Below are 13741 nucleotides of genomic sequence, written 5' to 3' on the forward strand. Positions count from 1 at the left end.
TAAGAGTTGATAAACTCATTCAATGATGTTTTTGATGAAGTCTTGAAGTATTGCTATCGTCTGACAGGGAGCGATGTCCCGGGTGACAAGCGCATAAGCGAACCGGGGTACCGTATGTGGATACAGGTCCTCAAACCATATAAGATGGAAAATAATGTGGCATACCTGCTGGCGAAGAGCGATTTTGTAAAACAGCAGACTCTTACCGCCTACGGCGATCTGCTCAATAAGGCTTTTGAAGAAGTCATGGGCTTCCCTATCAAAGTCGAGATAATGGTATCGGGCGATGATGAAGAGGAGGAAAAGAAGGAACTGAGGATAGAGGATCCCGAAATAACCGAGGATCCCGATGTATATACCTTCGATAATTTTATCAGAGGCAGTTCCAACAGCCTGGCATACGCTTTCTGCAAAGCCGTTGCCGAGAAGTATGATGCAAAGAACTCAGATAACGTTGATCCCGATAAGGTATTCAACCCCCTGATAATCTACGGTGATTCGGGTCTTGGAAAAACTCACCTTATGAAAGCTATAGAGTATAAGGTAAGCAAGGATCATCCCGATCTGAAGATAATCTATACCACGGGTGAAGCCTTCATAAATGAGCTGGTAAAAGCCCTCGAATTCAAAGATACCGTAAATTTCCATGAGAAATACCGTAATGCAGACCTTCTTCTGGTCGATGATATACAGATCATCGCAGGCAAGGAAAGAATGCAGGACGAATTCTTCCATACATTCAACGAGCTGTACAATGCCCGTAAACAGATAGTGTTCACATCGGATGTACTGCCCTCAAAGATGTCAAAGCTGCAGGACAGGATTTCAACAAGACTCAGCCTTGGTGTACTTGCAGATGTTCAGGCACCTGATTTCGAGACCAGGATGGCTATAATAAACCGCAAGGCAGAACTGCTGGGACTCAAGCTTTCAGATAACGTAGTAAGGCTCATAGCAGAAAAGCTGAAGACCAATATACGTCAGCTTGAAGGTACAGTTAAAAAGATAAAGGCTCTTACAATGTATACCAACGAGTCACCTTCCATATCCATGGCACAGCGAGTTATAAAGGAGATAATGATATCAAATCAGCCCTCCGAGATAACCGTTGACAGGATAATCTCCGAGGTGGCAAATGCCTTTGATGTTACTCCCGATGATATAAAGTCAAATCACAGGCATTCAAAAATATCTATCGCAAGAAAGATAACTATATATATATTGAAGGAAGTCAAGGGAATGACTTATACACAGATAGGCGATGCCCTCAATAAGAACCATTCCACCATGACCATACACTATCGTGACGTATCAAAACTCCTTAAAACAAACAAGGAAATGAAGGATACCGTTGACGATATAATCAAGAACCTGAAAGAGAAATAATACATAACAACAGTTGGTGTATCCTGATTAACATATTAAGATATATCACAGTTATCAACATTTTCAACAGGTTTTTCAACAATTTTGATTTTTGTGACCGGCTTGCTTTTCAGGGAAATCCTGACAATATCCGACAGATTTTCAAACATTTCCACAAACGGGATATTTTGTTTTCAAATGCAAAAAGTTGAAAGATATTATCAAAAGAAATTTTCAACCGATTTTTCACTTTTAAACCAACATTTTCTAAACAATTCAACACCATAAAAATTTGCCAACAGCTTCCCAACAAGCCGCCCTCAAAAAAACACACCACCCAAACAAAGTCTTTAAGGCACTCTCCGGACTTTCCAACAAAATCAACACACACTACTACTACTACTACAAATATATCTTAACTTATGTTTATCTTGGCACACAAAACTCAACAGATCACTACACCATAAGTTGAAAGTTCAACATCACCTAATGAAAGGATCGATAATATGAAATTCATCTGTACCAAGCAGACGCTTTATGATGCAATAGTCAATGTATCAAAAGCAGTATCCGAAAGATCAACTCTCCCTTCACTGGAGGGTATAAAGTTCTCACTTGCAGATTCTTTGCTTGAACTTACCGGATATAACCTCGAAATGGGTATAAGAACCGTCATATCTGTAAGAAGCGACGATAAAGGATCCTGTATAATCAATGCCAGACTTTTCTCTGAGATGATCAAGAAGATGTCGGCTGATGAAGTGCTGATAGATATATCCGACAGCTACCAGGTGACTATATCCGGAGGCGTGACCAAGTTCAATATGTTCGCAGCTTCTGCCGAAGACTATCCCGAACTCCCCGAGAAGGACAGCGAGACCCAGATACCCATATCCCAGCCTGTGCTGAAGAATATGATAGCCCAGACTAAATTCGCTGTGGCACTCACCGAAGATAAGCCGATACTTAAAGGCGAACTTTTCGATATCGAAAACAATACCCTTACCCTCGTTGCTATCGACGGCTACAGAATGGCAGTACGCTATGAACCTGTTAAGTATGCCGAGCAGATAAAATTCGTTGTACCCTCAAAATCTCTCTCCGAGATACAGGGACTACTCAGTGATAACGAAGACGATACGGTGTATATACACCCGTCAAGAAAGCATATAATCTTTGATATCGGCGGATATATGGTATATTCAAGACTTCTCGAAGGTGACTTCCACCCCTATAAGTCCGCTATACCGAATTCATCCAATACCGATGTAGTCGTAGACAGAAAAGAACTCATCTCAACCCTTGAAAGAGCTATGCTGCTCATCAATGACAGATCTCCTTCTCCTGTAAGATGTTTCTTTGAGAACGACCACGTTAAGATAAACTGTACTACCGCACTCGGCAAGATCTCAGATGAGATCAGCGCTGATATAGCAGGTCCCGTTATCGAGATAGGCTTCAAGTGCAAATACCTCCTCGATCCCCTTAAAGTAATTGAGGACGAAAAAGTAAAACTCAGGATGGGCGGCAGTCTGCTGGCTATGAAGATAGTTCCCTGCGAGGGCGAAAAGTATACTTACCTCGTTCTTCCTGTACGTCTGCCGAGAGAGTAATAATATACCGAAAGGAAAAATATGGAATATAAACAGAAAGAAGTAAATATAACTTCCGAATTCATAAAGCTTGATTCCCTGCTAAAATTCGCAGGAATAGTAGAAACAGGCGGAATCGGCAAGGAGATAATCCTTGAAGAACGCATAAAGGTCAACGGTGAAGTATGCACCATGCGCGGCAAAAAGATCCGCCCGGGCGATAAAGTACAGATAGACGAGATAAAGACTGAACTCGTGATAAAGTAATGTTCATTACGGATCTATCGGTGAACGGCTTCAAGAATCTCAAAAATATCGAGATAAAGCCCCATGAGAAAATAAATATCTTCTGCGGAAAAAATGCCCAGGGCAAGACCAATCTCATCGAAGCCATATGGCTGTGCAGCGGCGCAAGGAGTTTCCGCAGCACCAAGGACAGACGCATGATAGGCGACGACGAACAGGTCATGGAGATATGCCTTTCGTTCAAAAACAGCTTCCGCGAACAGGATATAAGATACGCTATGGCAAAACCGAATATCAAGGAAAAAAGCGTTTTCCTGAACGGCGTTAAGCTGAAAGCCCCGTCAAAACTCTTCGGCGGACTGAACTGCGTCATCTTTACCCCCGAAGATCTTGAACTTTCCAAAGGTTCACCCGATAACAGAAGACGATTTGCCGATCTTTCTGTATCGCAGATAAAGAATTCCTACAGCGCTGTAACAGAGAAGTATGAAAAGCTTATCGACCAGAGAAATACCCTGCTGAAAAATATCTCCTATGGCAGAGGCAGAAGAGAAGAACTTGAAATGTGGGATATCCAGCTTGCCCAGATGGGCGCTTATATATCCCTGCTGAGGTTCAATTATACCCGAAAACTCTGTGCTATCGCCAAAAAGCTGTATTCCGAGATATCTGGCGGCAGCGAGGAACTTGATATAGATTATTATTCCACGGTATATGATACAAAACTGCTTGGTGCAGCTTCGGTATACACAGGCGAACTCACCGAACAGTACCTCAATGTGCTGAAAAATAATATCGACGATGATATCCGCGCAGGTTTCACGCAAAAAGGTGTCCACCGCGATGACCTTATCTGCAGGATAAACGGTTCCCCCGTGAGAGAGGATGCTTCACAGGGTCAGCACCGTTCAGTCGCACTTATCATGAAGCTTTCGCAGGCGTATATCCTCCATGAGGAGATAGACGATCATCCCGTTATCCTCCTCGATGACGTCCTCAGCGAACTCGACCCCTCAAGGCAGAAGTTCGTTATATCAAAAATACACGATATGCAGGTGTTTATAACCTGCTGTGATATGAATATCCCATTTGATGAAAAACAGCATGGAAAGATATTCAACATAGAAAAGGGTCAGATAAAGAAAAAATGACCCTGTGATAAAAGAAAGAGATGAATGATATGGACGAGATCAAAGAAGTTAATGTTGTACAGTGCGATAAAGGGCATCTTTACCCCGGAAATATCCACAAGACCTGTCCGTTCTGCATAGAAGAAGCAAAGATAATTGAAAGACGTGAAGCTCTCAAAAAAGGGAAAGAACGTGAATTTCATATAAATACCAGATGGGAAAATTTCAAGCATTTGTTCGATCAGTGCAGAGAAGACTTCAAGGATTTGTGTGCTTTCCTGAACGATAAGTTTGAAAGCTATGATCCCTATAAAAATGATCCCTGGCGTGATGAACATTACTGGGATCTGTACAGATAGTCATGTATAGCAGAGAAAAAAATAATGATTTGTTTGTAACCAAAGAAAAGAGAGAGACAATATGGACGAGATCAGAGAAGTACAGGTAGTAAAGTGCGATAAGGGACATCTGTATGCCGCAAATGAATACAAGACCTGCCCTTATTGCAAGATATACGAAAAGAAAAAAGAGGAAGAAGCCCAAAGGATACGGGCTGTAAAAGCCCGCGAACTCCATGTGAATACCAGGTGGGAAAATTTCAGACTCTGGTTCGATGATCATTTCGGTACGCTGTTTTCAGTTATCTGGACAACTATCAAGATAATAACAGCGCCATTAAGACTTATCGCGAAATCCGGATATGAAAATCAGCATGGAGAATGGAGCAGGGGCACTTCTTACAGTGAACAGCACAGATGGCACAGATAAAGACCGTAATGGGGTTAGGATATGTATCTTCATATAGGTAATGATTTTATGGTCAACAGCAAAAATATAGTCGGGATATTTGATCTTGAAAACAGCTCGACTTCAGCTATAACAAGAGATTATCTCGGCAGTGCCGAAAAAAATAAACACGTCACCTACTGCACATACGAGCTCCCGAAAAGCTTCGTTGTGTGCTTTGATGATAAAACTCTTGAGGAAAGGGTATATATAAGCCAGCTGAGCTGCGCTACCCTGCTGAAGAGATATAAATCAAGTCGGAGGTATTGAATTTTGGATAACGATAATATCAAGGAAGTCGAGATCGTAGATACCGAGTCTATCTCGCAGATCGACAAAAGCAACAACTACGACGAAAATCAGATAGAGGTACTGGAAGGTCTTGAACCTGTCCGTGTAAGACCCGGTATGTATATCGGTTCCACAGGACCAAAGGGTCTGCATCACCTTGTTTACGAGATAGTTGACAACGCTATCGACGAAGCACTTGCAGGCTATTGTACCGAGATAATAGTTGATATCCTTCCCGGGGATGTTATCAGGGTAGTTGATAACGGACGAGGCATACCCACAGGCATCCACCCGAAAGAGGGCATTTCTGCGGCTACCGTTGTTTATACTGTTCTCCATGCAGGCGGTAAGTTCGGCGGAGGCGGAGGATATAAGGTAGCAGGCGGTCTTCACGGCGTTGGTGCGTCGGTTGTTAACGCTCTGTCCGAATATCTCGAACTCACAGTATATGACGGCAAGAACGTTCATTTCCAGCGTTTTGACAGAGGTCATTACAGCGAGCCCCTGAAGATCATAGGCGAGACCGATAAAACAGGCACCGAAGTAAAATTCAAGCCCGATCCCGAGATATTCCAGGAAACTACTACCTTCGATTATGAGATACTGCTGAAAAGACTGCGTGAGCAGGCTTTCCTGAATGCAGGCATAAAGATAGTCTTTTCAGACCTGAGAAATGCCGAAAAGCCTATAAGCGAAGTTCTTCACTATGAGGGCGGTATCCGTCAGTTCGTTGAACATATCCATAAGACCAGAGGTGTTGAGCCCCTCTCCGAGGACGTTATATATATCAACGGCGTTGAGGATGATATGTTCGCTGAGATAGCACTGCAGTATAACGATACCTATAACGAGATAATACTCTCGTTTGCCAATAATATCCATACCCCCGACGGCGGTTCACATGAGATGGCATTCAAGTCAGCACTGACTAAGATCTTAAACGATTACGGAAAGGCGCATAATCTCATCAAGGATAATGACGACGCTCTTATGGGCGAGGATTGCCGTGAGGGTCTGACAGCTATAGTTTCAGTCAAGCTGACAAACTGTGAGTTTGAAGGTCAGACAAAGGGAAGACTCGGTAATCCCGAGGTAAGACCCTTCGTCGATAAGATGCTGAAAGAAAAGCTACGCAATTATCTGGAGGAAAATCCCGCAGTTGCAAAGGCTATATTTGATAAGTCAATACAGGCACAGAAGGCAAGAGAAGCTGCAAAGCGTGCAAGAGAACTGACAAGAAGAAAGTCCGTTCTTGAATCCGCTTCACTGCCCGGTAAGCTGGCTGACTGTTCCGAGAGAGATATGTCCATGACCGAGATATATATCGTCGAGGGAGATTCTGCGGGCGGTTCCGCAAAAGAGGGTCGTGACAGACGCTATCAGGCTATACTCCCCCTCTGGGGCAAGATGCTCAACGTCGAAAAAGCCCGTATCGACAAGGTATACGGCAACGAAAAGCTCATGCCCGTAGTTACAGCACTCGGTACCTCTATCGGTGATGATTTTGATATCAGCAAGCTGAGATACGGCAAAGTCATAATCATGGCGGATGCCGATGTGGACGGTTCTCATATCCGTACACTTCTGCTGACTTTCTTCTTCCGTTTCATGCGTCCCCTTATCGAGGAGGAACACGTATTCATCGCTCAGCCTCCCCTTTTCAAGGTGGAAAGAAACAAGAAAGTAAGATATGCTTTCACCGATGAAGAAAGAGATAAGTATATTGACGAATTATCCGACGGCGGCAAACTGAAAGTCGCTGTCCAGAGATATAAGGGTCTTGGTGAGATGGATCCCGAACAGCTTTGGGAGACCACTATGGATCCAGAGCGCAGAACGATGATAAAGGTAACTATGGAGGACGCTGTCAAAGCGGACGAGATATTCACCATACTTATGGGCGACAAAGTCGGTCCCCGTAAGGAATTCATCGAGAAGAACGCTGAGTATGTCAAGGATCTTGACGTATAAATATATCGGACAGGAGCGTACCCAATGGAAATAGATATATCCAAAAACGGCGGTAATACCGAAGAAACAGTGGAAAAGGTCGAAAGATTCTATGAGAGGGATGTCCTCGATAAGAAAGAAGAGGATATTCCCAATACCGCTGAGGAAAAGGAATTCGTCCCCGCAGGCGAACCTCTTACAGGCTTTGAGTATAATATCAAAAACGAAGAAGAGGAAGAAGCTTTCACTGTTTTCCAGAAAAAGTATGTGTATAAGCGCAACTGGATAGTTACAGCACTTTTCTCAGTGGTGGCGATCATGTTTATGATATCCATAGCAAGGGATCCCGGCGTGTACCTCAATTGGGTGCTGTGCTTTGTGTGCCTTGTGATGATATTCACCACATGGTTCAATACATTCCGCATAAAAAAATATCTGATGAAAGCACTTGCTTCCCTTGAAGACGATAAATACCGCTTCACCCTCTATGATGACTGCTTCAAGATAGAAACAGTATTCACCGAGGAAGAGATGCAGGCAGAGGACTTCGTTCCCGTAAAGCCACGTATCGTCAGGTTTGAAGATATCTCACTGAACATAATTGAGAATGCAAGACTTTTCATAATCATCCTCAGAAAAGAGACTATCTATGTACTCTCAAAGCGCGTGATAAAAGAAAAGGATCAGACACTTCTGAGAGATAAGCTGAAAGAAGTCCTGGGCGAGGATTATGAGGTAAGTGAGAACTAAATGAGAAACAGAATAAAAAACAGAGGTATAGCCTTACTGCTTATCGGTATAGTGTTTGTGTTGATGGGAGTATTTCTGGCAGTACATTATGCAAGCTTTATATTCCTGGGAAAAACCGTTGACCTCAATGAGGTGCTGAAAAACGGCGAGGAACTTCCGCAGGGTGAATTTGTAAGCTATACCTGCGAATATCCTATCGGCAATTATTGCGAACTTCAGACCTATATCAACGGCATAATCCCGACACCGTCAAAAAGTCAGTTATATGCCATGATGGACGAGTATGACGGAAAAGGGCTGATATTTTCCGCTAAGGTGAATAACAAGAATAAGATAAAAGAGTTCAACAGAGTTGTCAACGGGCAGACAGAAAGCGTAACTGTTGTGGGATCTTTGGATACCATCGTAAATTATGATGCATCTCAATATCTTAAAAATAGCTGCAGCAATATCGAAGGCGATGTAGTTCTTACAGAATTTGTTATAGATTCTACAAAGACAAGATTTTCACAGATTGCTTTATGCATTTTCGCAATCGCGCTTGGCGTATTTTGTCTGGTAACGTTTATCAAGAAAAAAAGATAATAGCAAAGTCATCTATTCTGTAGTGACTTCAGCATTATCTATTTCGTAAACAAAATGAAAGTCCCCCGCAAATGGCAGCGAGCTTGCGAGCGACCGAAAATAAAAGAGGAGCTGATATAGTGGACGAATATAATCTTTTAAATCAGGACGTGGAAAGCATAATGAAGGAATCATTCCTTCAGTATTCCATGGCTGTTATCGTATCAAGAGCACTTCCTGATGTAAGAGACGGCTTGAAGCCTGTTCACAGAAGAATATTATATACAATGCATGAGAACGGACTTACTCCCGATCAGGCATACCGTAAGTGCGCCGATACCGTAGGTTCTGTGCTGGGTAGATATCACCCTCACGGTGACGCTTCCGTGTACGATGCACTGGTAAGACTTGCACAGAGCTTTTCACTGAGATATCCTCTGGTTGACGGTCACGGAAACTTCGGTTCAGTGGACGGCGACCCGCCTGCTGCTTACCGTTATACCGAAGCTAAAATGGCTAAAATGGCTGTTAATATGCTCACCGATATCAAGAAGGATACGGTAGATTTCCAGTCAAACTACGATGACAGATTGCAGGAACCTTGTGTACTTCCCTCCCGTTTCCCGAATATACTCTGTAACGGCGCGGTTGGTATCGCAGTTGGTATGGCTACTAATATACCCCCTCATAACCTCCATGAAGTTATCGAGGGCATGAAGATAGTTATACAGAACCCCGATTGTACCCTCGATGAACTTATGCAGGCTATCAAGGGACCCGACTTCCCTACCGGCGGTATCATAATGGGCAGAAGCGGTATCAGAGCCGCTTACGGCACAGGCAGAGGCAAGATAACCCTCCGTTCCAAGACATCCATTGAGGAGATCAAGGGCAGAAACTGTATCGTTGTTACCGAGATACCCTATATGGTCAATAAGGCAAAGCTTGTTGAATCCATAGCAGGTCTTGTTAAGGATAAGCGCGTTGAGGGTATCCACGACCTCCGCGATGAAACCAGCCGTGACGGTATGCGTATCGTCATCGAACTGAAAAAGGACGCAAATCCCCAGGTGGTATTGAATAAACTCTTCAGCTATACCCAGCTTCAGGACAGCGTAGGTGTTATACTGCTGGCACTGGTGAACGGTATACCAAAGATACTTACCTTAAAGCAGATACTTCAGGAGTATATAGATTTCCAGGTAAGCGTTATACGCAGAAGGACCGAGTTCGACCTGAAAAAAGCCAAGGAACGCGAGCACATCCTGCAGGGTCTTGTTATCGCCCTCGATAATATAGATGAAGTTATCGAGATAATGAAGAACTCAAAGAGCATCCCCGAAGCTAAGCAGAAACTCTGTACCCGTTTCGGTCTTACAGATGTTCAGGCAGACCATATCGCTCAGATGACCCTCGGCAGACTCACAGGTATGGAGCGTCAGAAGATCATCGATGAACTGGCTGAGATAACCGCTACAGTTGCAGATCTGGAAGATATCCTCGCAAATGAGCAGAGAGTGTTCGATATCATCATCGAGGAAGTTGAAGCTATACAGGAAAAATTCGGTGATGAAAGACGTACCCAGATCGAGAACGTCAGCGGCGAAGTTGATATCGAAGATCTTATCCCCGTTGAGGAAAGCGTCGTTACTTATACCAATGTTGGATATATCAAGCGTATGCCAATAAGCGTGTATAAGGCGCAGAACCGCGGCGGCAAGGGCGTTACAGGCATGAAGCAGCGTGAGGATGACTGCATCACCGAAATGAGCGTTTGCTCATCCCACGATAATATACTCTTTATCACCACAAAGGGTATCGCCTATAAGATGAAGTGCTATGAACTCCCCGAGGGCTCAAAGGCTTCACGCGGCGTGAATATCAAGAATCTTCTCGAACTTTCCGATGATAACCTCATCGCAGCTATGATAAAGGTCGAGGATTTTGACGATGATAAGTATATCGTAATGGTCACCAAGAGGGGCAAAATCAAGAGGACTCCTCTCTCCGCTTATAAGAACGTCCGCAAGAACGGTCTTATCGCTATCGGTCTTGACGAGGGCGACGAGATTGCAGGCGTAAGACTTACAGGCGGTCAGAACGAACTGCTGATAGCTACCCATAACGGTATGGCTATACGTATCAGCGAGAACGATGTCAGGGTAATGTCCAGAACAGCCCACGGCGTAAGAGCGATAAAACTCCGTGAGGGTGACTACGTTGTATCAATGGCACGTATCCGTGAGGGTGCAACAGTCCTGACAGTCAGCGAGACAGGTCTCGGCAGACGTGTGGCACTTGAAAACTATCCTATCCGTCACAGAGGCGGTCACGGTGTACTGAACTATAAGAACGGCGAAGTATGCGGCATAAAGGTAGTCGATGAAGAGGACGATATCATCATGATATCCTCCGACGGTATAGTTATCAGACTCCGTGCCTGCGATATCAGCGTCATGGGCAGATATTCCCGCGGCGTAAGACTGATGAAGGTTGCAGGCGAAAATAAGGTCGTAACATTCACCAGAACAGAACACGACGACGAAGCCGAGATAGCTGAGGTCGAAAAGGCAAGCGAGGAAGATATCCTCAAAGCCCAGGAAGAAGAAAAAGCAGAAGTCCTCGAAGAAGATACAGTAGCTGAGGATTGATGCCCGACAATATCCGCCTGTGATATGTTGGTTGTTTATTCAGAACGTTTGTGGATATTATTGGGTGAAAACCCTTTTGAAAAAGGGTTATTCCCTAAACGTCAGCTTTGCTGATGTTGACTCCCTTTCCTAAAACTTCTATTTCTTTTTGGCAGGGGGCAGCTACACTAATAAAAGCGCAGTATGTTATCGTACTGCGCTTTCTTTATTAATATGTCTGCTCCCTGCCAAAAAGAGGCAAAAGTCTTTGGAAAGGAGTCCGGCATGACTTTGTGATGCTTGGGAACAACCTTTCTTCAGAAAGGTTTTCCCCAGTGATCCCCGCAAACGTTCTGTACAGAAAGCCAACATACCGCAAAAGGAAATTGATGGGTAAATTGATTATAGAAAAGGTAAAATAGTGCTTGACAAAAATATAAAAATGAGGTATTATATTATTGTATATAAATGTCTGAATTGTTACAAACGTTATATATAAATAGGTAGTGACGAAAGGAGAACAATTATGCCGAATTGTCCCAAATGTAATTTTCCCTATGAGGAAGGTCAGGCTTTCTGCAACACCTGCGGATGCAAGCTGCCCGTTTCAATAAAGCAGAAGGTCTGCCCCGTATGCGGAAATACTTTGCTTGAAAATACAAAGGTATGTAATATTTGCGGAACACCTGTAAACGAATCACAGGATACCACCGCTGCCGAGGAACTTGCAAAACAGCAGGAGGCTCTTAAAAATCCTACCATGGATGCTGTTGAGATACCTGTTATAACCGATGATATGCTCCAGAATGAGGAGCCCAATAAGGCTGATATGCCTACTATGGACAGCATATTCATGCCCGGTCAGGAACCTGCACCCAAGTCCGTACAGACTGCTAAGCCTGCACCTGCTCCTGCACCAATACCGACTCCCGCACCTGCGCCGATACCTCAGAATCAGTTCCAGCAGACAAATCAGTATCAGCAGCCGGTACAGCCCCAGAACCAGTTCCAGCAGACAAATCAGTACCAGCAGCCGATGCAGCCCCAGAATCAGTTTCCACAGAATAATGTGCCGATAAATAATGCGCCCATAAACAACGTTCCACAGAACGGAGTAAAACCGGGTAAAAAGAGCTTCGCTCCCCTGATACTTATTATCCTGATAATAGCCGTGATACTTGTGGACATTTTTGTACTGTTCCCAGAGCAGATATTCAAGAAAAAGGATGACAGCGCAAAGAAGAACGCAGCTGTTATCACTGTTACTGATGATATATTCTGATGATCGCAGAACAATTATCGGAGCATGAAAATGCTCCGATTTTCATTTCAAGGAGGAAGTAAATGTTTTATATCAACCGTATGGGCTGCAGCTGCAGACATGATGGAAATTTCGTACTGGATCAGCCCCGCGGCTATGAGGGTCACCTGATGCTGTTTGTCAAGACCAAGGCTGTGTTTGTGATAAATGGTGTCACTATAAATGTTGAACCGAATACCTTTATAATATATGATAAGAATTCACCACAATACTATAAAGCCTGTGATGATGAGTATATCAATGACTGGATACAGTTTGAATGCAGTGAGGATATATCTTCGGGTGTTGATATCAAGTTCGATATGCCCATATATAGGTGAATCCATTGATGTTGCCAGCTATTTCAGGCTGATAGCCGATTGCTACTACAGACGAAATAATCTTCAGACCGCAGGGTTCCTTATAAAGGCACTGCTTACAGAAGTATTTTCCGAAAACGGCAAACAGGAAGAATCGGGTATCGTTCATTACCGCGAGCTCCTGGATCTTCGCCGCAGGATATATGCCCAGCCCAGCGAAGATTGGAGCGTTGAAAAAATGGCTCAACTGATAAGTGTCAGTGAACCGTATCTTCATCTGTTATATAAAAAAGCCTTTGGTATTACCTGCAACGCAGATGTTATCAACAGCCGCATTGAATCAGCAAAGCATTTTCTTGCGTATACCGACAGAACTGTTGAGGATATAGCATTCACCTGCGGCTATAAAAATGCAGTTCATTTTTCAAGGCAGTTCAAACAGGCGACTACACTTTCACCCAGCGAATGGAGAAAGAATAATTCTGTGGTGTAAATTTTTCAACACCGTCAGCATATCAATGTTGAAAACTAACTATCCAAGCGGAGAAAAATACCTCCGCTTGTTTTTTATCTCGACTGACTTCTCAACCATGCGAGTATCAGATATTAAGAGCCGACTTTTCAACATCGTCAGCATACCAAAGTTGAAAACTAACTATCCAAGCGGAGAAAAAATACCTCAGCTTGTTTTTTATCCAGACTGACTTCTCAACCATGCGAGTATCAGATATTAAGAGCCGACTTTTCAACACCATCAGCATACCAAAGTTGAAAACTAACTATCCAAGCGGAGAAAAATACCTCCGCTTGTTTTTTT

Annotated in this window: 14 protein-coding genes; all 14 read left to right on the forward strand. The window is 43.7% G+C overall.

The features are described from left to right. Positions 1–6 precede the first annotated feature (6 nt). The 14 genes from dnaA (at position 7) to RUMAL_RS20405 (ending at position 13417) form a co-directional block, all read left to right on the forward strand. Positions 7–1386: a chromosomal replication initiator protein DnaA gene (gene dnaA, locus RUMAL_RS00005; protein ID WP_013496766.1), complete on the forward strand. Its 1380-nt coding sequence runs from the start codon at positions 7–9 to the stop codon at positions 1384–1386. 485 nt (positions 1387–1871) lie between these two features. Continuing rightward, positions 1872–2978 carry a DNA polymerase III subunit beta gene (gene dnaN / locus RUMAL_RS00010; RefSeq protein WP_013496767.1) on the forward strand — a complete coding sequence of 369 codons (1107 nt, stop codon included), beginning with the start codon at positions 1872–1874 and terminating at the stop codon, positions 2976–2978. A gap of 21 nt (positions 2979–2999) precedes the next feature. Beyond that, complete coding sequence (locus tag RUMAL_RS00015) at positions 3000–3224, forward strand: RNA-binding S4 domain-containing protein (protein ID WP_013496768.1); 225 nt, start codon at positions 3000–3002, stop codon at positions 3222–3224. Further along, complete coding sequence (gene recF / locus RUMAL_RS00020) at positions 3224–4354, forward strand: DNA replication/repair protein RecF (protein ID WP_013496769.1); 1131 nt, start codon at positions 3224–3226, stop codon at positions 4352–4354. Before RUMAL_RS00015 ends, recF begins: the two co-directional genes overlap by 1 nt. 29 nt (positions 4355–4383) lie before the next feature. Then, positions 4384–4692: a hypothetical protein gene (locus tag RUMAL_RS00025; RefSeq protein ID WP_013496770.1), complete on the forward strand. Its 309-nt coding sequence runs from the start codon at positions 4384–4386 to the stop codon at positions 4690–4692. Positions 4693–4753: 61 nt separating this feature from the next. After that, entirely contained in the window at positions 4754–5101 is a 348-nt protein-coding gene (locus RUMAL_RS00030) for a hypothetical protein (protein ID WP_013496771.1), read from the forward strand. A 21-nt stretch (positions 5102–5122) separates the two neighbouring features. Then, positions 5123–5389: an extracellular matrix regulator RemB gene (gene remB, locus RUMAL_RS00035; RefSeq protein ID WP_013496772.1), complete on the forward strand. Its 267-nt coding sequence runs from the start codon at positions 5123–5125 to the stop codon at positions 5387–5389. 3 nt (positions 5390–5392) lie between these two features. After that, on the forward strand, positions 5393–7381 hold the full coding sequence (gene gyrB, locus RUMAL_RS00040; RefSeq protein WP_013496773.1) for a DNA topoisomerase (ATP-hydrolyzing) subunit B: 1989 nt from the start codon (positions 5393–5395) through the stop codon (positions 7379–7381). A gap of 24 nt (positions 7382–7405) precedes the next feature. Next, positions 7406–8110: a hypothetical protein gene (locus RUMAL_RS00045; protein WP_013496774.1), complete on the forward strand. Its 705-nt coding sequence runs from the start codon at positions 7406–7408 to the stop codon at positions 8108–8110. Continuing rightward, entirely contained in the window at positions 8111–8695 is a 585-nt protein-coding gene (locus tag RUMAL_RS00050) for a DUF6709 family protein (protein WP_013496775.1), read from the forward strand. 119 nt (positions 8696–8814) lie between these two features. After that, positions 8815–11325 carry a DNA gyrase subunit A gene (gene gyrA / locus RUMAL_RS00055; protein ID WP_013496776.1) on the forward strand — a complete coding sequence of 837 codons (2511 nt, stop codon included), beginning with the start codon at positions 8815–8817 and terminating at the stop codon, positions 11323–11325. Positions 11326–11830: 505 nt separating this feature from the next. Beyond that, complete coding sequence (locus tag RUMAL_RS22650; RefSeq protein ID WP_013496777.1) at positions 11831–12586, forward strand: zinc ribbon domain-containing protein; 756 nt, start codon at positions 11831–11833, stop codon at positions 12584–12586. A 62-nt stretch (positions 12587–12648) separates the two neighbouring features. Then, on the forward strand, positions 12649–12945 hold the full coding sequence (locus tag RUMAL_RS21580) for a hypothetical protein (RefSeq protein ID WP_050793244.1): 297 nt from the start codon (positions 12649–12651) through the stop codon (positions 12943–12945). Next, on the forward strand, positions 12908–13417 hold the full coding sequence (locus tag RUMAL_RS20405; RefSeq protein ID WP_157865465.1) for a helix-turn-helix domain-containing protein: 510 nt from the start codon (positions 12908–12910) through the stop codon (positions 13415–13417). The genes RUMAL_RS21580 and RUMAL_RS20405 overlap by 38 nt, the downstream gene beginning before the upstream one ends. Positions 13418–13741: the final 324 nt, after the last annotated feature.

It is taken from the genome of Ruminococcus albus 7 = DSM 20455 (assembly GCF_000179635.2).
GTDB lineage: Bacteria > Bacillota > Clostridia > Oscillospirales > Ruminococcaceae > Hominimerdicola > Hominimerdicola alba.

Coding starts and splice junctions, on each gene's coding strand:
- dnaN (WP_013496767.1), top strand. CDS start 1,872: ATGAAATTCATCTGTACCAAGCAGACGCTTTATGATGCAATAGTCAAT.
- RUMAL_RS00015 (WP_013496768.1), top strand. CDS start 3,000: ATGGAATATAAACAGAAAGAAGTAAATATAACTTCCGAATTCATAAAG.
- recF (WP_013496769.1), top strand. CDS start 3,224: ATGTTCATTACGGATCTATCGGTGAACGGCTTCAAGAATCTCAAAAAT.
- RUMAL_RS00025 (WP_013496770.1), top strand. CDS start 4,384: ATGGACGAGATCAAAGAAGTTAATGTTGTACAGTGCGATAAAGGGCAT.
- RUMAL_RS00030 (WP_013496771.1), top strand. CDS start 4,754: ATGGACGAGATCAGAGAAGTACAGGTAGTAAAGTGCGATAAGGGACAT.
- remB (WP_013496772.1), top strand. CDS start 5,123: ATGTATCTTCATATAGGTAATGATTTTATGGTCAACAGCAAAAATATA.
- RUMAL_RS00045 (WP_013496774.1), top strand. CDS start 7,406: ATGGAAATAGATATATCCAAAAACGGCGGTAATACCGAAGAAACAGTG.
- RUMAL_RS00050 (WP_013496775.1), top strand. CDS start 8,111: ATGAGAAACAGAATAAAAAACAGAGGTATAGCCTTACTGCTTATCGGT.
- RUMAL_RS22650 (WP_013496777.1), top strand. CDS start 11,831: ATGCCGAATTGTCCCAAATGTAATTTTCCCTATGAGGAAGGTCAGGCT.
- RUMAL_RS21580 (WP_050793244.1), top strand. CDS start 12,649: ATGTTTTATATCAACCGTATGGGCTGCAGCTGCAGACATGATGGAAAT.